Here is a 24,739-nt window from a genome sequence, read left to right on the forward strand (position 1 = left end):
AGGGGACGACGACTTTGATACCCTTTATCATTGCCGGCTTGACGCTCGGCTCTGCCTATGCCGTCAGTGGGGTCGGGCTCGTCCTCACCTATCGAACATCGGGCTTATTCAATTTCGCCCATGGTGCGTTGGCCACCGCGGCCGCGTATCTCTTCTACTTCCTGCATGTCCAGCAGGGCTTGTCGTGGCAGTTGTCCGCGGTCATCTGTGTGCTGATCGCGGCGCCGTTGCTCGGTCTGGCCTTGGAACTCGTGGCTCGGCGGCTTGAGGGCCAGAGTCTCGTGATGCGGGTGACGGCCACGATCGGCATCCTGCTGATGGTCCAGGCCATCGCGGTCATCATCTGGGGCCACGAGGTCCGCTACGTCCCGAAGTTCCTGCCCACTGATCCGATCCATGTCGGTGGCGCTGTGGTCACCACCGACCAGTTGATCGTGATCGGCACCGGTCTGGTGGCCACCGCCGTCCTCTACCTGTTCCTGCGTTACGCCCGCATGGGTCTGGCGATGCGCGCGGTCGTTCAGGACCCGTCGCTGCTCGATATCGCCGGCATGCGCCCGACGGTCGTGCGTCGTACCGCGTGGGTCATCGGCTCCGTGTTCGCGTCTGTGTCGGGCCTGTTGATCGTCCCGTTCATCGCCCTCGACGCGACGACGCTCACGTTCCTGGTCATCGCGTCGTTCGGTGCGGCGGCGATCGGCCAGTTCCGCAGCCTGCCGGGAACCTATGCCGGCGCGCTCATCATCGGCGTCGCGGCCGCCTTCGCGACGAAGTGGTTCACGACCGGGTTGTGGGCGGGGCTTTCCGCCGCGCTGCCGTTCCTGATCCTGTTCCTGGTGCTGCTGGTCTCTCCGCGTCGTCACCTTGCCGATGCGGCGCCGTTGCTGCCTCGTGCCGCGGCGGCGTGGAAGGGGCCGTGGCAGGTGCAGGCCGGGTTCGGTGCGGTGCTGCTGGTGGTCCTGCTGTTCGTTCCTCAGTTCGCCGGTCTGCATCTGACGGACTGGTCACGGACCCTGGCGATGGTGATCGTCTTCCTGTCGCTCGGGCTGCTCGTGCGTACCTCCGGGCAGGTTTCGCTGTGTCATGTCAGCTTCATGGCGATCGGGGCGTGCACCCTTTCCAGGTTGATGGTGGTTCACGGCTGGCCCTGGTTGGCCGCGGTCCTTGTGGCCGGGCTGATCGCGGTGCCGATCGGGGCGCTGCTCGCGATCCCCGCCATGCGACTCTCGGGCCTCTACCTGGCGCTGGCGACGTTCGGCTTCGGGCTGATGCTGCAGTACATCATGTACGGCAGCGGGTACATGTTCGGGAAGATGGGCGTCGGCGTCGACGTGCCGCGTCCGGACTTCGCCTCGATCGGTCTGCCCGACACGGACACCACGTACTACTACTTCGTCCTGCTGATGGCGGTCCTGACGCTGGTGCTGGTGCTGGCGATCGTGGGTGGCCGCCTGGGCCGGCTGCTGCGGGCCCTGGCCGACAGCTCGGCGGGCCTGTCGGCGAGCGGTACCTCCATCCATCTGACGCGTCTGCTGGTGTTCTGCATCTCGGCGTTCCTGGCCGCCATCGGTGGTGTGCTGGAGGCGGGCGGGCTCGGGATCGCCACGGAGACGGCGTACATGCCGCTCATGTCGCTGACCTTCTTCTGCCTGATCATCATCAACCTGGGCAACGCGCCGTGGTACGCGCTCGGCGCGGCGATGGGTAGCACCCTGATCCCGTCGTACTGGAGCAACGCCTCCGCGGCCGCCTGGCTGCAGCTCGGTTTCGGGCTCGGTGCGCTCGGTTACACGCTGAAGAAGGTTCAGGATGCCGGTGACACGCCGGAGCCGTTGCGTCGGTTCCTCGACGGTGTGTTCCGCAAGCCGAAGGCGTTGGTGCGTCGTGCGGCGGCCGCGGTCGCGCCGCCGGTACTGCGGGCGGAGCCCGCGACGTTCGAGCTCAACGACCTGCGGGTCCAGTTCGGTGGCCTGGCCGCAGTCGACGGCGTCTCGCTGACCGCGAGGACCGGGGTCATCACCGGGCTCATCGGGCCGAACGGGGCGGGAAAGACGACGATCTTCAACGTGGCCTCCGGCTTCCTGCGGCCGTCGCGTGGCCGGGTGCTCTTCCAGGACAAGGATGTGACACGTTTCGGGGTCGCCAGGCGCGCCCGGAACGGCATCGGCCGCACCTTCCAGCGCATGGAGCTGTTCGACAGTCTCACCGTGCGCGAGAACGTGGCACTGGGGTATGAGGCCAGGTTCGCCGGCACCAAAATCCTCAGTCACATGATGGGGTCCCGGACGGTCAGGCAGAAGGCGCTGGCCTCCGCGGACGCGGCCCTGGCCTTGTGTCATATCGAAGACCTGGCCGAGTTGACCCCGGGTGGTCTGTCCACCGGTCAGCGCCGCCTGGTGGAGCTGGCTCGGTGCCTGGCCGGGCCGTTCAAGATCCTGCTCCTGGACGAGCCGTCCTCCGGGCTCGATCGTGCCGAGACGGCGCAGTTCGGCGAGATCCTGCAGCGTGTCGTCGCTGAGCGGGGCGTGGGAATCCTGCTCGTCGAGCACGACATCGCGCTGGTGTCGGAGATCTGCGAGTACATCTACGTGATCGAATTCGGGAAGCTGATCTATCAGGGCGACGCCGCCGATGTGATCAGTTCGCCGATCGTTCGGGCGGCCTACCTCGGTGACGAGTTGGAGACCGCATCGGCGACCGAGAAGGCCGCCAAGTCCGCGAGCGCGACGGAGACGGTGTGATGACAGCTGAGTCCGCGACAACGGTGAAGCGTGGTGCCGCCCTGCCGGAGGCTGCCCTGGAACTGCGCTCGGTGAGTGGGGGATACGGGACCACGACGGTCCTGCATGACGTGTCCTTCACGGTTCCGCGTGGCCAGATCGTGGCCCTGCTGGGGCCGAACGGTGCCGGGAAGACGACGCTGCTGCGCACTGCCAGCGGTCTGCTCAGGCCGTCCGCCGGCACGATCGCCGTCAACGGCACCGATCTGACGACGGCTTCCGCGGCACGCCGGGCGAAGGCCGGTCTCTGCCTGATTCCGGAGGGCCGGGGGATCTGGCGATCGCTCACCGTGCGGGAGAACCTCCGCCTTCAGGTCCCGAAGTGGGCCACGGCGGACCGCGTCGACGAAGTGATCGAGATGTTCCCGATCCTTCAGCGCCGGATCAACCAGGTCGCAGGGACGATGTCGGGCGGTGAGCAGCAGATGCTCGCACTGTCCCGGGCGTTCCTGTCGCAGGCCAACATCGTCCTGCTCGACGAGGTGTCGATGGGTCTGGCGCCCCGCATCGTCGAGGAGATCTTCCAGGTGCTGCAGAAGCTGGCCGCCACGGGTGCGGCGTTGCTGCTGGTCGAGCAGTACGTGACCCGCGCGCTGGCGATGGCGGACCGGGTGGTGATGCTGCACCGCGGGGCGGTGGCGTTCGACGGCCTGCCCTCCGAGCTCGACGAGGACGCGATCGTGCGCGGCTATCTGGGCGTGGGTGCGGCGCCCGGCGAGGAGTAGCCAAATGCACTGCCCCACCACAGTCGACGTGGGCTGACGCCCCGGGGCCGGGGCTGGACCTCGTCCAGCCCCGCCCCGGCGTGTCACATGCCCGCACCCGAGGCGAGAACGGGAGAATCCCCATGCCAGAACCGTCGGAACTGCTTCTGCTCGGCGGCCGAATCCTCACCATGGCCGACGGGCCGAGCTACAGCGCGGACTCCATCGCAATCAGTGGCGGCACCATTCGCGCCGTGGGGCGTCGAGAGGACGTCGTACCGACGGTGTCCCCCGGGGCGCGTGTCGTCGAACTGGCCGGCCGGGTGGTGACGCCGGGCCTGGTCGACACCCACACTCACCTCGGTGCGACCGCGACAGGGTCGTCGTTCGTGGACTGCCGCGACTTCTACCGTCCGATCAAGACCGTGAACGACCTCCTGGAGATCCTGCGCGCGGAGGCGGACTCGGCCCCCGATCAAGAGCTCCTGCACGTGATGGCGAGTCCCATGCAGGAGTTCCGTCTGCAGGAGCGCCGGCTGCCCACGCTCGCGGAGCTCGACGAGGCCGTCCCCGGCCGGGCGGTCGCCGTCAGGTTCGGTGGTCACATCAGCGTGGTCAACTCGCAGACCCTGAAGCTGCTGGAGATCTCCAACTCCACACCGGACCCGGCGGGGGGCTTCATCGCCCGTGACCGGCAAGGTCGAGCGACCGGCGTCCTGCACGAGCGGGCCCAGCTTCCGCTGCGCCCCTACCTGCTGGAGGGCGGCTTCGAGGAGTACAAGACCTCGATCGAGGCCCACCTGCTGGGGGCCGCGGCTCGCGGGGTGACCTCCATCCACGAGATGGTGACCAACGCCAAGGAGATCCGTGCCTACCAGGAGCTGGAGCGCGAGGGGCGGCTGCCGCTGCGGGTCGACCTGATCGTGCGGGTCATCGAGTCTGAGATCTCCAAGTGGGCGGTGCTGGAGCTCGGCCTGCAGGGTGGCTTCGGCAGCGACATGCTGCGGTTCGCTGGGATCAAGATGAGCATCGACGGCGGGTTCACCGGCCGCATGTCGGCCTGGACCCCGGTCGACGGGGAGCCCTGCGGCAACCACCCGGTGATTCGCATCGAGCAGGACGAGCTCGACGAGGTGGTCGCCGCCTACCACGACGCCGGGATCCGCATCTGTGTCCACGCCATCGGCGATCGCGCCGCGGACATGGTGCTGCAGAGCTACGAGAAGGCGCTCATCGGGGACGACAGCCGCGATCTGCGGCACCGTATCGAGCACATGGGGAACTGGCTCATGGACGAGACCAGGATCCGCCGGACGAAGGCTCTCGGCGTGACACCCGTTCCGAACCCGGCCTTCATGTACTACTTGGCGAACGAGGCGAACCAGACCCTGGGCTCCCCTCGCACCGAGGGGTCCTTCCCGTTCCGGCAACTCCTCGATGCCGGCTTCGACCTGACGTTCGGTGCTGACTCTCCCATCTACTGGCCGATCGACCCTCTCCGCGACGCCGCCGTCGCGATCTCCAGGCGGGCGATCGACGGCACCGAGGTGGCACTCGACCAGGCCATCACCAACTACGAGTCCCTGACGGCGATCACAGCCAGCTCAGCGTGGCTGGGCTTCTCGGAGCGGACCTCGGGAACGATCGAGGCCGGAAAGTTCGCCGACCTCACGGTCTTCTCCGGCGACCCGCTGACCGCCGACGGCGACACGCTGCGGTCGATGCCCATCGTCGCCACCTACGTGGGTGGGCGAGAGGTCTGGTCCGCGCCCACGCCGACACCCGGACATGACAGGGCTTGACATGCCCACTGCAAGAAGCGGAACTCAGGAGGTAATAGACCCAGTGCGTAACCTTGCCATCGGCGTCGACGTCGGCGGGACGTTCACCGACGTCACCATCGCGGACCTCGCCTCGGGACAGTCCTGGAGCTGTAAGACGGCGACGACACCGCACAACCCGTCACAGGGGTTCCTGGCCGCGGTCGACCAGGCGCTGGCCCTGGCCGGAGCGCAGCCCGGGGAGGTGGCGCGGATCGTGCATGGGACCACGACCGCGACCAACGCCATCCTGGAAGCGCAAGGGGCCCCGACCGGCCTGGTCACCACCAAGGGCTTCCGTCACGTGCTGGAGATCGGGCGGCATGACGTCCCCCGTGGCTCGAACATCTACACCTGGATCAAGCCGGCGCGTCCTGTCGCTCCGGAACTGGTCCGCGAGGTCGCCGAGCGCACACTGGCGTCCGGGGCCGTGCTGCGTGACCTGAACGAGGAGGACTGCCGCCAGGCCGCCCTCTTCTACCGGTCACGGGGCATCGACGCCATCGCCATCTGCTTCCTCAACTCCTACGCCAACCCCGCGCACGAGCGGCGGGCGCGGGACGTCATGGCGGAGGTCCACCCCGAGGCGTGGTACTCACTGTCCTCGACGGTGCTGCCCGTGTTCCGCGAGTACGAGCGGTCGATGGCCACCGTGCTGAACGGCTACGTGATGCCGGCCGTCAGCAGCTACATCGGCCAGCTCCGAGACGAGCTCAAGGCGCGATCGATCGAGGCGCCGCTCTACATCATGAAGTCCAACGGCGGGGTGATCAGTGCCGAGACCGCGATGGAGCAGCCCATCCTCACCGCGCTGTCCGGACCGGCGGCCGGCGTCGTCGGCGCGGGCAAGGTGGGACGCGACGCCCACTTCGACGGGCTGATCTCGATCGATGTCGGCGGTACCAGTGCCGACGTGAGCCTGATCAGGGAGGGCGTGCCCGCCTCGACCACCGAGGGGCAGATCGGCAGCTGGCCGCTCGCCACGCCGATGATCGACATTCACACGATCGGCGCGGGCGGGGGCAGCATCGCCTCGGTCACCGACTCGGGGAACCTGGTCGTGGGTCCCGCCAGCGCCGGGGCCGTTCCCGGACCCGCCTGCTACGGGCGGGGCGGAGTGCGCCCGACGGTCACCGACGCCAACCTGGCGCTGGGGCGCCTGCCGCGCAGTCTTGCCGGCGGCAGTCTCCAGCTGGATGTCGACGCCTCCGTCAACGCGATCCAGGAGCATGTCGCGGGGCCACTCGGGATCAGCGTGGAAGAGGCCGCGATCGGGATCCTCGACATCGTGAACGAGAGTATGGCGGGGGCCATCCGTGTGCTCACGGTGGAGCGGGGCATCGACCCCAGGGCCTTCGCCCTGATCGGCTTCGGCGGCGCGGGTCCGCTGCAGACCTCGCCGATCGCGCGGCTGCTGGACATCCCGTTCGTGGTCCTGCCGGAGAGCCCTGGCGTGCTTTCCACGCTGGGTCTCATCGCCAGCGACATCCGAAACGACTTCGCCAGCTCCAGCGTGGCGGTGGATCCGCTCGACGAGGCAGTGGCGAAGCGCTTCCAGGAGCTCGATGCCGATGCCCGGGCCTGGCTCGAAGGGGAAGGCGTCCCCCGCGAGCGCCAGACCGTCCAGTGGTCGGCCGATCTTCGCTACCAGAACCAGCAGTTCGAGATCACGATCCCGGTCGAGATCGGGCCGTTCGATCTGGAGCAGCGTGCCGGCATGGTGGAGACCTTCCACGCCGAGCATCGGCGCCTGTACACCTATGACTCACCCACCTCCCCGGTGGAGGTGGTGACCCTGCGCACCGCGGCGATCGGCAGGTTGGGCGGCGAGCTGGCCGCCTTGCGCGCGGAACCGGGCTCGGAGGGCCCCGTTGCGAGCGGCACGCGCCCGGTCTATTTCCGTGAGACCGGCGGGTACGTTGAGTGCCCCATCTTCGAGCGTGCCGGGCTTTCGCCGCACGACGAGTTCTCGGGTCCGGCGGTCATCGACCAGATGGACACGACGACGGTCGTGCTTCCGGGTCAGACCGCGCGGGTCGACGACACGGGCAACATCATCATTCAGAACTCGAGCGGCCGCGGATGACCGGCACGGGACGAGGAGGACATTCGGTGAGTGGCAGCACGACGTCAGGTCCCGACGCGGTGACGCTGGGCCTCGTCAGGGGTGTTTTGGCGTCGGCGGTGGCCGAGATCGAGACGCTGATCGAACGCACGAGCATGTCTCCGTTCATCAACGAGAAGAAGGACTACGACGCGGGATACACCGACGCTTCGGGCAGGGCGCTGCTGCTGCGTAACCCCGTGGGCGCGAACAAGGTGGAGGCGCTGCTCGACATCTACCCCGCGGAAACGATGCAGCACGGCGACATCTACTGGTACAACGACTGCTACGCCTCGCAGGGTGGTGTCACGCACTCCCCGGACCTGGTCTTCATCTCACCCGCGTTCGCCGGCGACACGCTGGTGGGCTTCTGCGAGGTGTTCGGGCACTTCTGGGACATCGGCGGGATGCGGCCGGGGAGCCTGTCCCCGGATGCGACCGAGATCTTCCAGGAGGGGATCATCGTCCCGCCCGTTCGCGTGTTCCGGGACGGCCAGTGGAACGAGGACCTGATCAGGCTCTTCATCCGCAACTCCCGGTTCCCGGAGATGCTCGAAGGCGACATCCGGGCGATGACGGCGGCCGTCCAGATGGGGGTGACCCGGCTGGTGGAGGCGGCCGAGCGGTTCGGGGCGCAGACGCTGCGCCAGGCGATGGACACGTTCCTCTCGCAGACGACCGAGGCCCTGCGTGCCCGGGTCCGCGAGGTGCTGCCGCAGGGAACGCTCCGCTTCGCCGAGCCGATCGAGACCAGCTCGGCCGACGGACCGCATTGGATCCGGCTGGAGGTGCAGCGGGACGGTGACTCGGTCAGGCTGGACCTCACCGAGAGCAGCGACCAGTCGCTGGGACCGGCGAACTTCCTCATGCACACGTCCGTTCCCCCGCTGGCACTCGCTCAGTCCGTGCTGCCGCAGGACTCCTCGATCGTGTTCAACGGCGGCGCCGCGGACATCGCCGATGTCGTCCAGCTGCGAGAGGGCTCCATCGTCCAGCCCCGCTTCCCGGCGGCTCTCGGGAGCCGGGGCTCGGCCTGGCAGCGCTTCGCCTCGGCGATCCAGGGCGTGCTCGCGCAAGCCACCGAGGGCGACTCCACCGCGGCGTCGGCGAACTACTGCCTCTACATGCTGCGGTCGTTCGATCCCGCCACCGGCCGCTGGCTGCTGGTCACCGACGGCATGGCGTCTGGGCGAGGTGCCAGGCCGTACGCCGATGGCTCCGACGCGATCTATCACGTGGGGCAGAAGAACTACCCGATCGAGTACATCGAGATGTCCTACCCCGTGCGGCTGGAGGAGTACTCCATCCACCCCGACTCCGGCGGCCCCGGACTGCACCGTGGCGGCTGCGGGGTCGTGCGTGAGTTCACCTTCCTGCGCCCCGCCGGTCAGATCGCCATCCGTATCGACAACGTGCAGTTCCCGCCGTGGGGTGTCTCCGGCGGAATGTCCGGGCGATCCGGTTCGATAACGATCAATCCCGGAACTCCCCAGGCGAGAGAGCTCGCACCGATGAGCGACGGCAACGCCGTCGAAGAGGGCGACGTCATCCGGATCCTTACCAGCGGGGGAGGGGGCTGGGGCGATCCCTTCCTGCGTACCCCCGACCTGGTCCGGGAGGACGTTCTCGGCGGTTTCGTCAGCGTCGAGGGCGCCCGGCGGGACTACGGCGTGGTGCTGGACCCGCAGACGTTCGACATCGACATCGCCCTCACCAAGGAGCTGCGGAGCGGCGAGCGCTCGCACAAGCTGTTCCACCGCGACGGCTACGTGGACGAGATCTGGTAGGCCGCTGCGCTGACCCGGTGCATCTGGCTTGGAACAAACCGACGTTGTCGAAGAAGGAGTTGAAATGGGCAGACTCGCCAACCGCATCGCCGTAGTGACCGGCGCCGCACAGGGTATCGGTCGAGCCATCGCGATCAGTCTTGCCGAGCAGGGCGCCGATGTCGTGCTCGGCGACATCGATGCCGAGGGCCTGCAGGAGACCGCTCAAGGTGTCTCCGCGCTCGGCCGGCAGGTTCGCACGGTCGTCGGTGACTCGACGGAGGCAGAGGTCGCGAACACGCTCGTCGAGACCGCTGTGCAGGATCTGGGGCGCATCGACATCCTGGTCAACAACGTCGGCGGGGCGAGGGTCGGAAAGATCTGGGAGTTCTCCGACGAGGACTGGGACTTCGTGATCCGGCTCAATCTCCGCAGCATGTTCTGCTGCACACGGGCCGCGGCGCCCCACATGGTCGCGCAACGCTCCGGACGGATCATCAGCATCTCTTCGGGTGCGCGGCACGGATCGCCGTGGCAGTCGTATTACCTCGGCGCATCCGCCTACTCGACGTCGAAGGCGGGCATCCACGGCTTCACCCGTGATGTGGCGCTCGAGTTGTCGGAGTACGGCATCAACGTGAACGCCGTCGCCCCGGGTCCGATCCTGACCGACCGTGGACGCGAGTACTTCAAGGCCCACGAGCAGGACGAGTACAGCGCCAAGAAGATGACCCCCCTGCGTCGGTACGGCGAGGTGAAGGAGATCTCCGACGTCGTGACGTTCCTGGCGTCGGACGAGGCGTCCTACATCACCGGACAGACCATCGACGTCAACGGTGGCCGCTGAGCGCCAGACCCTGCGGACCATCCGGCCGCAGTAACAGCATCGACGTGCCGCCCGGACTCATCGGAAGTCCGGGCGGCACGCGTTCGTTCTAGGGCGGGTGTACTCGGGGTCTAGCGCGCTGCGTGATCCGCGGCGAAGCCGATGGGACCGCGAGGACCACCGAGGTGCGGTATCACGTGTTCCCCAACGAGCCGGATGAGCTTGTTCTTATCGCCGCTCGCGCCGATGCACAGGATGTTGTCGACCCCCCTGTCGCGCAGCTGAGCGATCCTGCCGAGCCAGTCGGAGGGTGCGCCGACGACACCGATGCGGTCGGTCAGATACTCGCGCAGCTCGTCGCCGATCAGGCCGCGGTTGGGGTTGTCGGCGTCCGTGCGCAGGTGCGCTGACATGTCGTAGCGCTCGCCCAGCTCTCGCAGGCCGGCGCGGTAGCGCTCGGGTACGTCGGTCAGGCCCGGGTCGTGTCGTGCCAGGTTCGCGCCGGCGGCGGCCATCGAGACGTCGCTCTCGGCGTGGGCCTCCGCCGCGGTGGTGCCGATACTGGTGCGCGCGTACCACCACAGCTGCAGGTCCTCGAGACGGCGTCCCGACCTTCGCGCGCCGGCCGCGACCCACTCGCGCGCCCGGGCGACGAGGTCCTCGCTGAGTCCCGTCTCGATGATGACGCCGTCGGCGTATTCCCCGGCCGTCTCCAACGCCCGTGGCCCAGACCCGCAGACGACGATCGGGACCGGCGCCGCTTCCCAGGACAGCCGCAACGTCTCGCCCCGGTGGAGCACCTCCTCGCGTGACCACAGCGCACGCAGAGCCTGCAGGTGCTCGCGCAACTCACTGATGCGCGCGGGGCGCCGGGCACGCCCCGTCCCGATGCCGACGAAGACCCGTCCTGGGGCAAGCTCGGCCACCGAGGAGAACGCGCTGGCCACGACGAGCGGATCGCGATGGTGGGGCGTGGTGATGGTGGTGCCGATCGAGCAGTGAGCGGTGGCGTGGGCGAGCTGCGTCAGCGAGACGAAGGTGTCGCGCATGTGCTCGGGGTTGTCGCCGACGGAGACGAAGGTGAAGCCCGCCTCTTCCGCGGCGGCGCCTTGGCGGCGGAGTTCGCCGGCACCGGTCGAGTTGAGCTGGACCCCGATTCCGAACCGGCCGTCAGCAACGTTCGAAGCCATCACGGCAGCCCCCTTGTGATCGACTGACAGCAGGCAGACTGCGGATTGGCTGTGGGCGAAGCTGCACTGGACGTGCTGGATGCGGCGCCTCGCGGCGCGTGGGCTGTCCATCGTGGCTAGCGATGTCCGCAGATTCCCTGAATTTAGCCGCCGCGGTGCGCAGAGTTGACGCCGTGAGATGCTTGTCACCGGAAAGATATCCCGTATACCGTTTGGCTGTCGGCTACATCAGAATGACAGGCCGGCTGTCGGCTGAGGCGTATGGATCTGATCCGTGCCCGCGATCAGGCGGGCTGTAGATCGATCAATGCCGATGGGAGGGGGGTCGGGCATGTGAACGGAACCGTTGAAGACCGCCTGCAGGCGGCGCTTGAGACCGCTGGGCGGATCCGGACGTCAGCCTGGCCGTCGCCCGTCTGCCACAACCGGACGTTCCGCATGAATCCTCCGCTCCCGCCCGAGGAGCACCCGTTCAACTGAGCTCGGGGACGTGGCTCGCAGCCTCGTCGCGTAGATGGCGGACTCGCCGTTCGCGCACCCCCGACGTACCGAGAGGCCGAAATCCCGCATGGCAACACCCAAAGGCCGGCAGCACGATACGGCGCTCGATGAGCTCGACTGCACCGAGGGCCTGGCCTATCTGACCGGCACCGACATCCTGCTGCGGCTCCCGGCCATCCAGCGCAAGCTGGACCTCATCGCCGGGCACAACACGAAGGGGTACGTCAGCGGCTATCCCGGCTCGCCCCTCAGCGGGCTGGACTCGATGCTGCGCCGGGAGCAGCGGCGCCTCAGCGACCTGGGCGTCGAGTTCGACGCCGCGGTGAACGAGGACCTGGCCGCGACCGCCCTGTGGGGAACGCAGAACCTCGACGTCGGCGGCGTCACCACGCCGTACGACGGGGTCTTCGGCATGTGGTACGGAAAGGGCCCCGGCGTCGAGCGCTCCACCGACCCGATGCGCACCGCCAGCTACTTCGGCACCGCCCAGTACGGCGGCGTGCTCGCGCTGGCGGGCGACGACCACGACGCCCGAAGCACGGTGACCGCACAGCAGAGCGAGACGCTGTTCCTCCACATGGGCATGCCCATCCTCAGCCCCGCCACCCTGCAGGAGTTCCTGCAGTACGGGCTTGCCGGCTGGGCGCTCTCGCGCTACAGCAAGCTCTGGGTGGGCATGATCTGCCTCAACGACCTGGCCGATGCGGCCGCGACCGTCGACCTCGGCGCGCTGCCGACCTTCATCGACCCGGGCGACCGGGGGGCGCCACCGATCCAGCTGGGCAAGAGCCTGCTCGAGATCGAGCACGACATCCGGCACATCCGGGTGCCGGCGGCGCAGCGGTTCGCTCGACTCAATCAGCTTGATCGCATCGCTGTCGGTGCCGACTCGCCCCATCGCAAGATCGGCATCGTCGTCGGCGGCAAGGCCTACCTCGACGTGATCGACGCGCTCGCCCGGCTGGGTCTGTCCGAGGAGCAGGCCGCGCAGGCGGGAATCGCCGTCTACAAGGTCGGCATGCTCTGGCCGCTGGAGGACCAGGGTGCGCTGGAGTTCATGCGCGGCCGCGACGAGGTCATCGTGATCGAGGCCAAGCACCCGCTCGTCGAGGACCAGCTGAACCGGATCGCGAACCGGCTCCCGTCCGGCCAGCGGCCGCTCATCGTCGGCAAGACGGACGAGCGCGGCCTGCGCCTGGTGCCCGAGACCGGAGGCCTCGACGCGGAGATCGTCGCTACCGTGCTGCGGGCGCGGCTGCGCCGCGCGAAGGTCGAGCTGCCGGGACTGCGGTCGGCGCCGGCCGAGGTTCGTACGACGCTGAGCATCACCCCGGTGAGCAACGGGCTCGTCCGGGCCGCGGGGTTCTGCTCGGGATGCCCGCACAACACCTCGACGCGCGTGCCCGCTGGCGAGATGAACCTCGGCGGCACCGGCTGCCATGCCATGGCCACCATGCGGCAGATGACCGGCCGTCAGACCGAGATCCTGCACCACATGGGCGGCGAGGGCGCCATGTGGATCGGGATGTCGAAGTTCGCCGACCGTGACCACATGTTCCAGAACGTAGGCGACGGAACATTTGCCCACTCGGCGTCCCTCGCGCTGCGCGGCGCCGTCGCGGCAGGCGTGGACATCACCTACAAGATCCTGGTCAACGGCTTCATCTCGATGACCGGCGGCCAGGAGATCCCCGGTCAGCAGGACACGCCGCAGATCTGCCGGCAGGTGCTCGCCGAGGGCGCCTCGAAGGTCGTGGTGGTCACCGAGAACCCCGCTCGGGTCCGCCGCCACGGCTCGCTGCCGCGCGGCGTGAAGGTCGTGCACCGTCGCAAGTTCTTGCAGGTCGAGGCTGAGCTGGCCAAGGTGCGAGGCGTCAGCGTGCTGATCTACGACCAGGAGTGCGCGGCCGAGCTGCGCCGCATGCGCAAGCGCGGCAAGGCCGTTGACCCCGACAAGCGCACCTACATCAACACCGAGGTCTGCGAGGGCTGCGGTGACTGCAATACGGTCTCGAACTGCATCTCGGTGGAGCCGGTCGAGACCTCACTCGGACGCAAGCGCCGCATCGACCAGTCGTCGTGCAACAAGGACTTCAGCTGCGTCGACGGCTACTGCCCCAGCTTCGTGACGCTCTACGGCGCCACCCCACGCAAGCGCAGCGTCGCGGGCCTGTCCTCGCTCGCCGGGGTCGACCTGCCGGACCCGGTCGTCTCGGCCGGGAAGGACACCTACAACATCGTCGTCGGCGGCATCGGCGGCAGCGGTGTGCTGACCATCGGCGCGATCCTCGGACGCGCGGCCTTCGTCGAGGGCCGCAGCGTCTCGGTGCTGAACGAGACCGGCATGGCGCAGAAGAACGGCAACGTCCAGAGCCACGTCCGGATCAGCACGCTGCCGACGGCACAGCTGTCCCCGCGCATCGCTGCCGCGGACGCCGATCTGGTCATCGGCGGTGACATCGTCGTCGCCTCGGCGCCCGCCACGCTCGGGCTCTACAACCAGCGGACCACGAGCGCCGTGGTGAACCGGGACGTCAAGCCGACCGTCGCCTTCGCCGACAACCCCGACCTCGACCTCGCGGGCGACCACATGGTCGACACGCTGAAGGCGGCCACCGACGGACGGCTGGACCTGGTTGACGCCAACCGTATCGCCGTCATGGCGTTCGGCGACGAGATCTACGCCAACGTGCTCCTGATCGGCTTCGCCGCCCAGCGGGGGCTCCTGCCGCTGAGCGTCACCTCCATCGCGTCGGCGATCGAGCTCAACGGCGCGAGCGTCGAGAAGAACCTGCAGGCCCTGCGTCTCGGCCGGCTGCTCGCGGTGGGGGAGGAGTCGGTGATCAACCTGCTCACCCAGGTCGAGCCGTCCACCAAGGAAGGGCTCATGCAGTCGGTGGCGCAGCTCGTCGCCGACCGCCGGGAGAGGCTGGTGCGCTACCAGAACGAGGCCTACGCCCAGCGTTACCTCGCCCTCGTGGAGCAAGCGCGCGCCGCCGATGACCGGCTCGGACACGCCGACGGCGACCTGTCCAGGGCGGTCGCGACGTACTTCTTCAAGCTCATGGCCTACAAGGACGAGTACGAGGTCGCTCGGATGTACACCGACCCGGACTTCAAGCGCGGTATTCGCGAGGAGTTCGAGGGTGACTTCAAGATCAAGCTGAACCTCGCCCCCCAGATCTTCAACCCGCGCGACCCCCTGAGCGGACGTGCGCGCAAGTGGGAGATCCCGTTCTGGGCGTTGCAGCAGCCGTTCAAGGTGATGGCCGCGATGCGCCGGCTGCGCGGCACCAAGCTCGACGTGTTCGGCCTGACCGAGCACCGCCGCGCCGAGCGCCGACGCATCGACGAGTACGAGCGGACGCTGACCGGCCTGCTTCGGGATCTCAACGACGCCCGCTACGAGACGGTCGTCGACATCGCGACCGCCCCCGAGTTGATCCGCGGCTACGACTCGGTCAAGGACGAGTCGGCGCAGCGCGCTGGGCAGGCCGTCGAGGGCTACCTGCGCGAGCTCGACGCGTCGGCGCTCAGCGGCACAGGCGGGAAGTGAGGCGATGGGCATGACGAGGCAACGGCGGAGTCGGGAAGTGACCGAGGCACTTCGCCGTCACCGGTGGTGACTGGAGATCTTCAGCCCCCGCGAGCTCAAGGGCTACCGTGAGGGCATCGTGGCCACCGTGCCCGCGTCATCGCCGCGCTCGCCGGCCTGCCAATGGCAGGCCGGCGAGCCCTCCTGCCGAGGCCGCGCAAGCTGGTTCTGACCTGCTTCGCGGGGACGAGTGACGACTCCAGCGGCAAGTGTTGTGCAGGCCACACCAATGGGATACGGTATCCCAACCGCGAGGTAGGGAGTGGTAATGGAGCGCGAAGGTCGGCTTGCTGGATCGGTCGCTATCGTCACCGGGGGTGCGCGCGGCATCGGTCGGGCTATCGTTGAGCGGTTCGTCGCCGAAGGTGCCCAGGTGGTTGCCGCCGACCTGCTCGCGGATCAGCTCGCTGAGATGGATGGAATCTCGCAGCGGCTGGTGACCGTGCCTCTCGACGTACGCAGCCGGGAAGATTGGGCGAGGGCGGTGGAGCGCTGCCGGACGGTCTTCGGCCCGCCCAACGTCCTGGTCAACAACGCCGGGGTGATGCTGGCCGGACCGATCGCCGACACCGACGGGACGGCCTATCGGGACAGCTTCGACATCAACGTCCTGGGGGCTGTCTTCGGCATGCAGGCGACGCTCGAGAGCATGAAGGAGCGCGGCGGCGGATCGGTGATCATCGTGTCCTCGACAGCCGCCATGGTCGGCACGCCGGGGCTCGCGCCCTACGCCGCGAGCAAGGCGGCGAACATGTCCCTGGCCAAATCGGCCGCCATCGAGCTGGGACCGCTGGGCATCCGGGTCAACTCCCTGCACCCCGGTGGGGTGCAGACCCCGATGAGCCAGAGCTCGCTGTTCGACGGCTTCGACCAGGACGCCTTCTACCGGCGGTTGCCCATCCCCCGCATCGCCCAGCCACACGAGATCACGGGCGCGGCGGTCTTCCTGGCCTCCGACGAAAGCGGCTTCGCGACCGGATCAGCGTTCTTCGTCGACGGCGGCCAGCTGGCCGGCCCGCCCCTATAACCTCCGGCGCCGCCACCGAGAACGACAAGACCAGAACCAGGGTGAGGAACTGAGATGGCGACTGAGATCGTGCGGGAGCCTATTCCCTTCGAAGACCCCCAATTCTACGTCGACGACCCGTATCCCGTGCTGACTCGGCTGCAGCGTGAGGACCCGGTCCACTACTACGAACCGCTGGACGTCTTCATCCTGACCAAGATCGAGGACATCCGCGAAGCGGCCTCCCAGGGCGAGCTCTTCTCGTCCGGGCATGGTCTGTTCCTCAACGACCTGCGGATGATGAAGGAATCATCCGGTGGCCCGTCCGTCTTCGACGGCTTCTTCCCGGCCGACGCCGAGCACTTCGCCTTCGCCGACCCGCCGCGCCACAAGACCCTGCGCGGCCTCATCACACCGGCGTTCGCAGCCAAGAACCTCAACGCGATGCGGCCCGTGATCGACGGGTACATCGAGGAGCTGCTGGGACGGATCGAGCCCGGCAGACCGATCGACTTCGTCGCCGAGGTCGCCGACCACCTGCCGATCATGATCGCCCAGCGACTGCTCGGCATCGAGGGCCTCGACATCGACACTGTCAAGGAGTGGAGCGACGCTCTCGAGGCGATGAACTCGGTGGACACCCGTGAGGAGATCGAGCAGGCCAAGCGGACCTTCGCCGGCATGAACTCGGTCTTCGAGGAGGAGTTCAAGACCAAGCGCGGCAAGCCGGGCGACGGGCTGGTCTCCAGCATGCTTAACGCGACGCTGGACGGCGAGCCTGTCTCCGAGTCGAACATCCTCACCTACTGCACCACCGTCCTGGCCGCGGGCAGCGACACGACTCGTGCGCTGCTCACCGGGACGATGCTTGCCTTCGCCGACTTCCCAGACCAGCTGACGCGGGTCAAGCAGGACCGGACGCTGGTCAACACCGCGATCGAGGAGTCCCTGCGCTGGGTCACCCCGGCGCGCTCCTTCGTGCGCACGGCGACCGCCGACACCACGATCCGAGGCAAGGAGATCAAGGCCGGCCAGCGGATCTTCCTGCTCTACGCCGCAGGGAACTTCGACGAGGAGGCGTTCGAGAACCCGTTCGTGTACGACGTCGGCCGCAAGAACGCCCAGCAGAACGTCGCCTTCGGGTTCGGCCCGCACTCCTGCATCGCGGCGCAGCTGGTCCGCATGCAGATGCGCACCTTCCTCAACCAGTTCCTCGACAAGTTCTCCTCGGTCCGCAAGGTCAAGGAGCCGACTCCGATCGTCCACGTGCTGCGGCACAGCTGGTACGACGCGGAGCTCATCTTCGAGGCCTGAGCCACACGCCCTAACCGTCCATGTTTCCACCGATAACATAGGAGATTCCCATGGCAGTGACAGCCATCGACAAGGCTGCACTCATCGTGCTCGACCTGCAGGTGGCGACCGCCTCCCTGCCGACCACGCCGAACACGGCCCCCGAGATCATCGAGCGCTCGACGCGGCTGGCGAACGCCTTCCGCGACAAGGGTCTTCCGGTCATCTGGGTCACCGTCGACGGTGGTGTGTCGGGTCGCGTCGACAACCAGGGCGCGGCGCCTGACCTGCCGGCGAACTGGGCCGAGCTGCTGGACGAACTCGGCGTACAGCCCTCGGACAAGAAGCTGGCCAAGCAGGCCTGGGGCGCCTTCCACGACGACCGCCTGCACTCGCTGCTGCAGGAGCTGAACGTGGAGCAGGTCGTGCTCACCGGCGTGACGACCAGCTACGCGGTCGAGTCGACGGCCCGGGCCGCCTACGAGCGCAACTACAACGTCGTCGTGGTGTCCGACGCGATCGGCGACCTCGACGCGGCTGCCCACGAGAACAGCGTCACCCGGATCTTCCCCAACCTCGGCGAGGTGGGCACCGCCGACGACGTGCTCGCCCGGCTCTGATCAGACCGGCGCTGCTCGAACGACGCTTACGACGAACGACTCGTACGACGAGGAAGGCACCATATGTTCATCCTGGAGACTGAAACCATTCCCTGGGAGCCGGTGAGAGCCAACACCCGCACCGGCAAGATCACGCGCAAGTTCATCCGCGAGAGCGAGCTCGCGAAGGGCGTCGGCTACACCTGCGACCTCGTCCACTACCACCGTGGTGACGAGGTGTTCACGGCTCCGCAGCACCGGCACGACTTCGACCAGATCCGGCTCACCATCGAAGGCACCACCGACTACGGCCACCTGCAGGTCGCTGAGCCCGGCGACGTGGCGTTCTTCCCCGCCGGCGCCTACTACGGACCCGAGCGGTTCGAAGAGGCGGAGATCTTCCTGATCCAGTGGAGCAAGACCTGGATCACCCGCGAGCAGAACGACGCCGCATACAAGGCGCTGTCCGAGAAGGGCACCTTCAAAGACGGCTTCTATGTGACGACCGACGAGAATGGCAACGAGGTGCGCAAGGACGGCGCCAACGCCGTCTTCGAAGCGATCTACCAGCGGCCGATGGTGATCCCGAAGCCGAAGTACGCAACGCCGATCATCATGCACTCCGATGCCTATGAGTGGCAGCCGGCCGGCGAGAACGCCGAGGTCAAGGACCTGGGCCACTTCACCGAGGGCGACATCGGGGTCACCACACACCAGTGGGAGGCCGGCGGCACGATCGACCTGACCCCCGAGCGAACGTTCATCGTCTGGGTCTCCTCGGGCTCGGTGGAGATCGATGGTCGTACCGTTGGCGCCCGCACGCTGATCTTCTCCGACGCCACCGAGACCCACCAACTGGTCGGTGTCGAGGCGGGCACCGCGACCATCCTGCGGATGCCGATCTCGCAGTAGCGGCCCCAGCGCGAGCGACCCGAACACGCGGATTGTGACCGCGGCACAAGTGGATACACACACGAAGTGGAAGAGGAACATGCCCAAGGTGACCTTCGTCCAGGCCGACGGAGCGTCGGCGACCTATGACTTCGCTGTCGGTAAATCGCTGATGCTGGCGGCACAGTCCCAGGGCGTCGACGGGATCCTCGGCGAGTGCGGCGGGCAGGCCATGTGCGCGACGTGCCACGTGTACGTCGGCGAGAAATACCTGGAGTACCTGCCCGAGGTGTCCGAAGAGGAGGACGAGATGCTGGGGGAGGCCGCCGCTGAGCGGCGGCCGAACAGCCGGCTGTCCTGCCAGATCCGCATCACGGAGGAGCTCGACGGCCTCGTGCTCGAGGTTCCCGAAGAGCAGGTGTCGTAAGCGCGCGCCACGTCGTCTGTGGTCACAGCCGGCAGCCCGGCATCCCGTCGATGTGGTGAACGTTTCCTCAGCCCTGTACCCGGTGCGCCGGGTACAGGGCTGGACGCAGCACCAGCTGCGCCACTTTGTCTCTGCTTGGTGCTGCGCGCCGTAAGTCCGATCCTGTTCCATCAGCGGCCGTCCAACCTTTCCAGGTTTCGGAGCCTCCGAGAAACTCGGGGCGGTTCAAGGTTGACTGCCCCGACGCGTTTGACGGTGCGAAGGATGGGAGTGGTTTCGATCTCGCGGACACCCGCGAGGGGGCCGACTCGATCGGCGATATAGTCGTACAAGGCATAGACGTCCGGGCACAGGACTGAGCCGAGCAGGTTGGTGGGGCCGCTGGTGGCGGCGACGAAAGAGACCTCCGGATGCTGGGCGAGTGACTTTCCTACAGCGGCCAGCCGGTCTGGCTGGACGGAGATCCACAGCAGTGCGGTGCCGGTGTAGCCGAGGAGCCGGTCGTCGACGTCAATGTCGAAGTACAGTGCTTTGCTCGCCCGCAGTGATGCGATCCGGCGGCGGATCGTGGCCTCGTGCCAGCCGGTGGCCGCAGCCAGCTCGGTGTGGGTGATGCGGCCGTCGCGGGCCAGCTCTGTCAGGAGAACGCGATCGCCATCGTCCAGTTCGATCGGTGCCAGCAGCCTGTCCGGTGCCGTGGCCGGCGGCGCGAGCTGGGCGATCTGATGGTCGGTGAGGTACGAGGTGACTCCCTTCCAGCCGGTCGGGCCGCCCCAGAAGGTGTGCAGGACGCAGTGCGCGCTGATCGCTGTCACTGGGCGGGTGGCGGGGAGCTTGTCGAGCAGGAGTGCGTCACGCTCGTGGTCGTTGGCGGCTCGGACGTTGCAGACGACTTCTGTCCCGCCGGACGCCAGACGCACCCAGTAGGTGTCGTCCCGCCGGGCGAGGGCCTCGGCGACACGAGCCGAGGCGCCGGGTGTGCACTGCAGCCGGATCACCCATTCCACGTGCCCGATGCGGCAGGGGTCGAGCCGGCCGAGTACGCGGAGCGCGCCCACCTGGCGCAGCCGGCGGTAGCGGCGGGCGATCGTCTGGTCGGAGACGTCGAGGACCTCGGCGATCTGGCTGAACGGCGCCCGGCCGTCAACGTGGAGCGCATGGATGAGCTGCCGGTCGAGTGGATCCACGTCTGCGCAGCCTATCGGTGTCGAAATTCGGCGCATGTCGGCGGCTGAGTGGGCCGCGCGTGCGGTGAGGGCCATCGTGAAGACGGGCCGTCCGGCCCCTGCGATCCCACCGCTGTGAGGAGCACTTGATGTCCGAACTGCCACCGACCTGCCGTGAAGTCCGGCTCGCCGCCAGGCCCGAGGGCCTGCCCCGGCCCGAGCACTTCGACGTCGTGACGATCCCGCTGCCCCGCCCGGCGGCCGGCCAGGTGCTGGTGCGCAACCGTTTCTTTCGCGTCTCCGCCTCCCTGCGCATGATGATCAGCCAAGGCGCCGAGGAAGTGCGGGGCGTACCGTTCCCCGCGCTGAGCCCTGGAGACACCCTCAGGGAGGAGGCAGTGGGCGAGGTCGTCTCGGCGCCCACGGGAAGCGGACTGTGCCCCGGTGACCTGGTGGCGCACTTCCTGGGATGGCGCGAGTACGCCGTCGTGGATGAGACAGCGTGCACCCGGTTGGAGGGGACGCTGCCTGACCCGGCCGCTTACCTGGGACCTGGCCAGACGGCCTATGCGGCGCTGACCAGAGGAGTGCACGTCCGTCCTGGCGACACGGTGTTCGTCTCCGCCGGTGGCAGCGCGATCGGTTCGATGGCCGGGCAGATCGCTCGGCTGCTGGGTGCCGACCGGGTGATCGGCAGTACCGGCTCGCCGGACAAGGCCGAACGGCTCATCAGTGAACTCGGATACGACGCGGCCGTGGTCCGCGGTACCGACGAACCCCTAGCCGCGCAGCTGGTCAAGGCCGCTCCCGGGGGCATCGATGTCTTCCTGGACAACGTCGGCGGCGACCAACTGCAGGCGGCCGTCACCGCGGCCAGAGATGGTGCACGATTCATCCTGGTCGGCGCTCTGTCGGGACAGCTGGCTCCCTGCGGTACCGGGCGGACCGCCCCAGTCGAGCTGGACTCCTTCCAGCTTCTGATGAAGAAGATCAGCATCCGGGGCTACAGCGCTGATGACGACCCCGAGGTGCGCTCGGAGTGGCTTCGGCGGTTCGGTGACTGGCTCCGATCCGGCGGCATCGCCTTCCCCTGCGTACGCATCACCGGCATCGACCGCGCACCAGAGGCGCTGCTGCAGGTCATCGAGGGGCGCCATCTGGGAACCGTCGTCGTGGAACTGTAGGTCCGGCCGCCCGCGCGACCCTCCCGATTGGCCGCGTCGTGGAGCCCCGCGGACGTCGCCGACGACGGGTAACAGTTCGTCTCCTGACCGACACCGGGCGTCGACCTCTACGCCCTTAAAACCTCGCCGAGCTGCTCTCGGCCCTACAGGGCAAGCCCTGCGCCAAGCTCGATGTGTAGGTGCTCGTTCCGCACCCAGCAGCTACCTGAGCCGGCCGACGCCGGCCAGGCAAGAGCTCGTCGGTGGCGCGGCGGTGAAGTCCGTTGGGTCCTCAGTGCTCGGCCGCCACTGCGGCAGCCACACCAGGCCCGGCTCGACCATTTCCAGGCCGGTGAAGAATCGCTCGATCTGGGCGTGGGTGCGGGGCCGGAACGGCGTCGTGGTCTTCTGCCGGTAGGTGTTCTGCACGAAGTTGAGGTCGTTGCGGTCGACCTCCTGGCCGTCGATCGAGACATGGGACACGGCCAGGTGACTGCCCGGCGCCAGCGCGGCGAGCAGCCGGCCGACGGCGGCGTCGGCCTCGGTGTCGTCGGGGACGAAGTGCAGCACCGCATTGAGCAGGAGCCCGATCGGGCGGCCGAAGTCGAGCAGGCCACGCACCTTGGGGTGGGCGAGGATCGACTCCGGGTCGCGCAGGTCGCCGAGGACCGCGGTCGTCCGGGCGTTGTTGTCGAGGATCTCCAGGCTCTCGGCCACGGCGACCGGGTCGATGTCGACGTAGACCACCCGGGCATCCGGGGTGACGCCGGCGGCAATCTCGTGGACGTTGCCCTCAGTGGGGATGCCGGAGCCGATGTCCAGGAACTGGGTCACCCCGACGCCGGCGAGGTATCGAACGGAGCGGCGCAGGAACGCCCGGTTGTTGCGGGCCAGCGCCGCGGTGAGCGGGAACCGGAGGGCCACCGCCTGGGCGGCCTCCCGGTCGGCCGGGAAGTTGTGGGTGCCGCCCAGGAAGTAGTCATAGATCCTGGCCGAGGTCGCGGGCTTCGCCGACCCGCCGTTCGCCACACCTGCCACCGACACCATCCTTGGGGGAGGCCGCCAATCGTACAGGTCTCATCCCACCGCGACGAGATGGCGGGTGTACGCGTCGGTGGTGAAGAAGTCCGGCAGTTCCTCGGCCAGCACGTGGCGTTCGAAGGCCGCCGCGGTCGCGATCCGTTCCCGTCGGCGGCAGGGCGCTCGCCGTCGCGACGCCGGTCGACCTGACTGGGCCACTTGCCCAGCGCGGCGTCAAACCCTGACGCTGTGCGTGCTCAGCATCTCCGCGATCACCTTCGCCCTCGGGCTGCTGTTGCCCCGCGGCGCCGAGGCCGTCGCCGCCCCGCACAGAAGTAACGCGCGCAGCCTCAGGTGGCAAGTTCGCCCGGCGGCCGACGACTTCGTCGCCACCGTCGGCGCGGCGCGGTGGTAGCGCCGACCCAGCCGCCGTGCGGCCAGAGCGGCCATGGCGCGCGGTTCGGAACGCGGCCGGTGTTCTGCCGCGACGGTCGCTACAGCACGTCGGTGATGTCACTGTTGCCGATCATGCTGCCCGCGGCCGGGTCGAAGTCGCCTTCGTATCCGATGTCGCCGCTGCCGTCGCTGATCAGACTCGTCGCGCCGGGGTCGAAATCACCGAGGCCGTAGGCGTCACTGTCGTTGCCGTCATATCCGTAGTCGCCGCTGCCTTCGTAGCCATAGCCGTACTCGTCCATGCGGTCCTCCGTTGTGGATCTCGCCCGGTGTCGATGAGTACAAGCCTATGCACGATCTGCCGGACCGAACGGGCTTCCTCGGGACCATCCCCGCGCGCGCGGGGAGCACGGCACAACGATGCGGCACTCAAAGCACAGCCACGGACCATCCCCGCGTGCGCGGGGAGCACTGTGATCGCGATGACGGCGGCTTTGCCGATGGGGGGAGCATCCCCGCGTGCGCGGGGAGCACATGTCGGTCTTCGTGTGGCTGTAGGAGATGTGGGGACCATCCCCGCGTGCACGGGGAGCACGCCGACTGCCGGTAGTGCGCCGCCCACGTGCTGGGACCATCCCCGCGTGCGCGGGGAGCACGTATCAGGCTGGCCTTCTGAGCGCGTAGCGGCCGGACCATCCCCGCGTGCGCGGGGAGCATCCATAGAAGGCGCTCGATATCTGGCCGCCGACCGGACCATCCCCGCGTGCGCGGGGAGCACTCAGAGAGCGCAATCGATCGAGTCCGGGAGACAGGACCATCCCCGCGTGCGCGGGGAGCACCTTTTGTACGGCTTTCGCGATCCATCGTACGGAGGACCATCCCCGCGTGCGCGGGGAGCACCCCCTCGTCCGTCTCAGACACGGGAACCCGGACGGACCATCCCCGCGTGCGCGGGGAGCACATGTCCCGCGTCCTGCCCGTGCCCGTGTCCGCCGGACCATCCCCGCGTGCGCGGGGAGCACGACGGGACCCGGCCGAGCACGTCGCGCTGGTACGGACCATCCCCGCGTGCGCGGGGAGCACCGCGCGCACGGCGCTAGGTCCCATCCCTTTCACGGACCATCCCCGCGTGCGCGGGGAGCACATCCACGCCAGCCGCGTCGCGGCTGACCACTACGGGACCATCCCCGCGTGCGCGGGGAGCACCCTGTCATCCAGCCAGGCCCCGAGCGCGTGGAGGGACCATCCCCGCGTGCGCGGGGAGCACAGCATCAGGTCGATCTCGTAGTCGCTCGCCGGGGGACCATCCCCGCGTGCGCGGGGAGCACGGGCCGCGCGACGCAAACGTGACGTTCGCCGAGGGACCATCCCCGCGTGCGCGGGGAGCACCTGAGCTGTGACGGCCGGGAGCGGGGTGTTCGCGGGACCATCCCCGCGTGCGCGGGGAGCACGACGTCTGCGTCCACCGGGCGGAGCCCTCGAGGGGACCATC

The 24,739-nt window shown here is 68.2% G+C and carries 18 protein-coding genes and 1 CRISPR repeat array (1 of these 19 only partly in view); of the genes, 14 read left to right on the forward strand and 4 right to left on the reverse strand.

What is annotated here, in order from left to right; genetic code table 11:
- Positions 1–38: 38 nt before the first annotated feature.
- The 6 genes from AB0367_RS23280 to AB0367_RS23305 all read left to right on the forward strand — a co-directional run bounded on the left by AB0367_RS23280 (position 39) and on the right by AB0367_RS23305 (position 10,021).
- Positions 39–2,741, forward strand: coding sequence for a branched-chain amino acid ABC transporter permease/ATP-binding protein (locus tag AB0367_RS23280; protein WP_366228485.1), 2,703 nt, complete (start codon positions 39–41; stop codon positions 2,739–2,741).
- On the forward strand, positions 2,741–3,505 hold the full coding sequence (locus AB0367_RS23285) for an ABC transporter ATP-binding protein (RefSeq protein ID WP_366228486.1): 765 nt from the start codon (positions 2,741–2,743) through the stop codon (positions 3,503–3,505). The genes AB0367_RS23280 and AB0367_RS23285 overlap by 1 nt, the downstream gene beginning before the upstream one ends.
- Positions 3,506–3,627: 122 nt before the next feature.
- Positions 3,628–5,286 (forward strand): amidohydrolase, encoded by a 1,659-nt coding sequence (locus AB0367_RS23290; RefSeq protein ID WP_366228487.1) that lies wholly within the window; start codon positions 3,628–3,630, stop codon positions 5,284–5,286.
- A 1-nt stretch (position 5,287) separates the two neighbouring features.
- Complete coding sequence (locus AB0367_RS23295; protein ID WP_366228488.1) at positions 5,288–7,390, forward strand: hydantoinase/oxoprolinase family protein; 2,103 nt, start codon at positions 5,288–5,290, stop codon at positions 7,388–7,390.
- 26 nt (positions 7,391–7,416) lie between these two features.
- Positions 7,417–9,195, forward strand: coding sequence for a hydantoinase B/oxoprolinase family protein (locus tag AB0367_RS23300; RefSeq protein WP_366228489.1), 1,779 nt, complete (start codon positions 7,417–7,419; stop codon positions 9,193–9,195).
- Positions 9,196–9,259: 64 nt separating this feature from the next.
- Positions 9,260–10,021, forward strand: a complete 762-nt coding sequence (locus AB0367_RS23305) for an SDR family NAD(P)-dependent oxidoreductase (RefSeq protein WP_366228490.1) — start codon at positions 9,260–9,262, stop codon at positions 10,019–10,021.
- Positions 10,022–10,131: 110 nt separating this feature from the next.
- On the opposite strand, the gene AB0367_RS23310 is transcribed toward AB0367_RS23305, so the two are convergent.
- Positions 10,132–11,190, reverse strand: coding sequence for an LLM class flavin-dependent oxidoreductase (locus AB0367_RS23310; RefSeq protein WP_366228492.1), 1,059 nt, complete (start codon positions 11,188–11,190; stop codon positions 10,132–10,134).
- A 568-nt stretch (positions 11,191–11,758) separates the two neighbouring features.
- On the opposite strand from AB0367_RS23310, the gene AB0367_RS23315 reads away from it, so the two are divergent.
- The 6 genes from AB0367_RS23315 (at position 11,759) to AB0367_RS23340 (ending at position 19,502) form a co-directional block, all read left to right on the forward strand.
- Complete coding sequence (locus tag AB0367_RS23315) at positions 11,759–15,247, forward strand: indolepyruvate ferredoxin oxidoreductase family protein (RefSeq protein ID WP_366228493.1); 3,489 nt, start codon at positions 11,759–11,761, stop codon at positions 15,245–15,247.
- Between the two features lie 307 nt (positions 15,248–15,554).
- The gene (locus AB0367_RS23320; RefSeq protein WP_366228494.1) at positions 15,555–16,313 is read left to right on the forward strand and encodes a glucose 1-dehydrogenase; all 759 of its coding nucleotides are present in this window, start codon (positions 15,555–15,557) and stop codon (positions 16,311–16,313) included.
- A gap of 54 nt (positions 16,314–16,367) precedes the next feature.
- On the forward strand, positions 16,368–17,606 hold the full coding sequence (locus AB0367_RS23325; RefSeq protein WP_366228495.1) for a cytochrome P450: 1,239 nt from the start codon (positions 16,368–16,370) through the stop codon (positions 17,604–17,606).
- Positions 17,607–17,656: 50 nt separating this feature from the next.
- The gene (locus AB0367_RS23330; protein ID WP_366228496.1) at positions 17,657–18,205 is read left to right on the forward strand and encodes a cysteine hydrolase; all 549 of its coding nucleotides are present in this window, start codon (positions 17,657–17,659) and stop codon (positions 18,203–18,205) included.
- A 102-nt stretch (positions 18,206–18,307) separates the two neighbouring features.
- Positions 18,308–19,096 (forward strand): hypothetical protein, encoded by a 789-nt coding sequence (locus AB0367_RS23335; RefSeq protein ID WP_366228497.1) that lies wholly within the window; start codon positions 18,308–18,310, stop codon positions 19,094–19,096.
- 79 nt (positions 19,097–19,175) lie between these two features.
- A complete protein-coding gene (locus AB0367_RS23340) occupies positions 19,176–19,502 on the forward strand; it encodes a 2Fe-2S iron-sulfur cluster-binding protein (RefSeq protein ID WP_366228498.1) in 327 nt (108 codons plus the stop codon).
- Positions 19,503–19,672: 170 nt separating this feature from the next.
- Here AB0367_RS23340 and AB0367_RS23345 read toward each other — a convergent pair whose 3' ends face one another.
- On the reverse strand, positions 19,673–20,764 hold the full coding sequence (locus AB0367_RS23345) for an Lrp/AsnC family transcriptional regulator (protein WP_366228499.1): 1,092 nt from the start codon (positions 20,762–20,764) through the stop codon (positions 19,673–19,675).
- A 53-nt stretch (positions 20,765–20,817) separates the two neighbouring features.
- Here AB0367_RS23345 and AB0367_RS23350 point away from each other — a divergent pair, with 53 nt between their 5' ends.
- Positions 20,818–21,852, forward strand: a complete 1,035-nt coding sequence (locus AB0367_RS23350; RefSeq protein ID WP_366228500.1) for an NADP-dependent oxidoreductase — start codon at positions 20,818–20,820, stop codon at positions 21,850–21,852.
- 201 nt (positions 21,853–22,053) lie between these two features.
- Here AB0367_RS23350 and AB0367_RS23355 read toward each other — a convergent pair whose 3' ends face one another.
- Entirely contained in the window at positions 22,054–22,869 is an 816-nt protein-coding gene (locus AB0367_RS23355; protein WP_366228501.1) for an SAM-dependent methyltransferase, read from the reverse strand.
- Positions 22,870–23,104: 235 nt separating this feature from the next.
- Here AB0367_RS23355 and AB0367_RS23360 point away from each other — a divergent pair, with 235 nt between their 5' ends.
- A complete protein-coding gene (locus AB0367_RS23360; protein ID WP_366228502.1) occupies positions 23,105–23,266 on the forward strand; it encodes a hypothetical protein in 162 nt (53 codons plus the stop codon).
- A gap of 79 nt (positions 23,267–23,345) precedes the next feature.
- Here the strand turns inward: AB0367_RS23360 and AB0367_RS23365 are convergent, their stop codons facing one another.
- Positions 23,346–23,549, reverse strand: a complete 204-nt coding sequence (locus AB0367_RS23365; protein ID WP_366228503.1) for a hypothetical protein — start codon at positions 23,547–23,549, stop codon at positions 23,346–23,348.
- Positions 23,550–23,630: 81 nt separating this feature from the next.
- Positions 23,631–24,739: direct repeats of the CRISPR family, unit length 28 nt; unit sequence GGACCATCCCCGCGTGCGCGGGGAGCAC; it runs 1,482 nt beyond the window's last position.

The sequence above is a fragment of the Dactylosporangium sp. NPDC051484 genome (assembly GCF_040689395.1).
In the GTDB taxonomy this organism is placed as follows: domain Bacteria; phylum Actinomycetota; class Actinomycetes; order Mycobacteriales; family Micromonosporaceae; genus Dactylosporangium.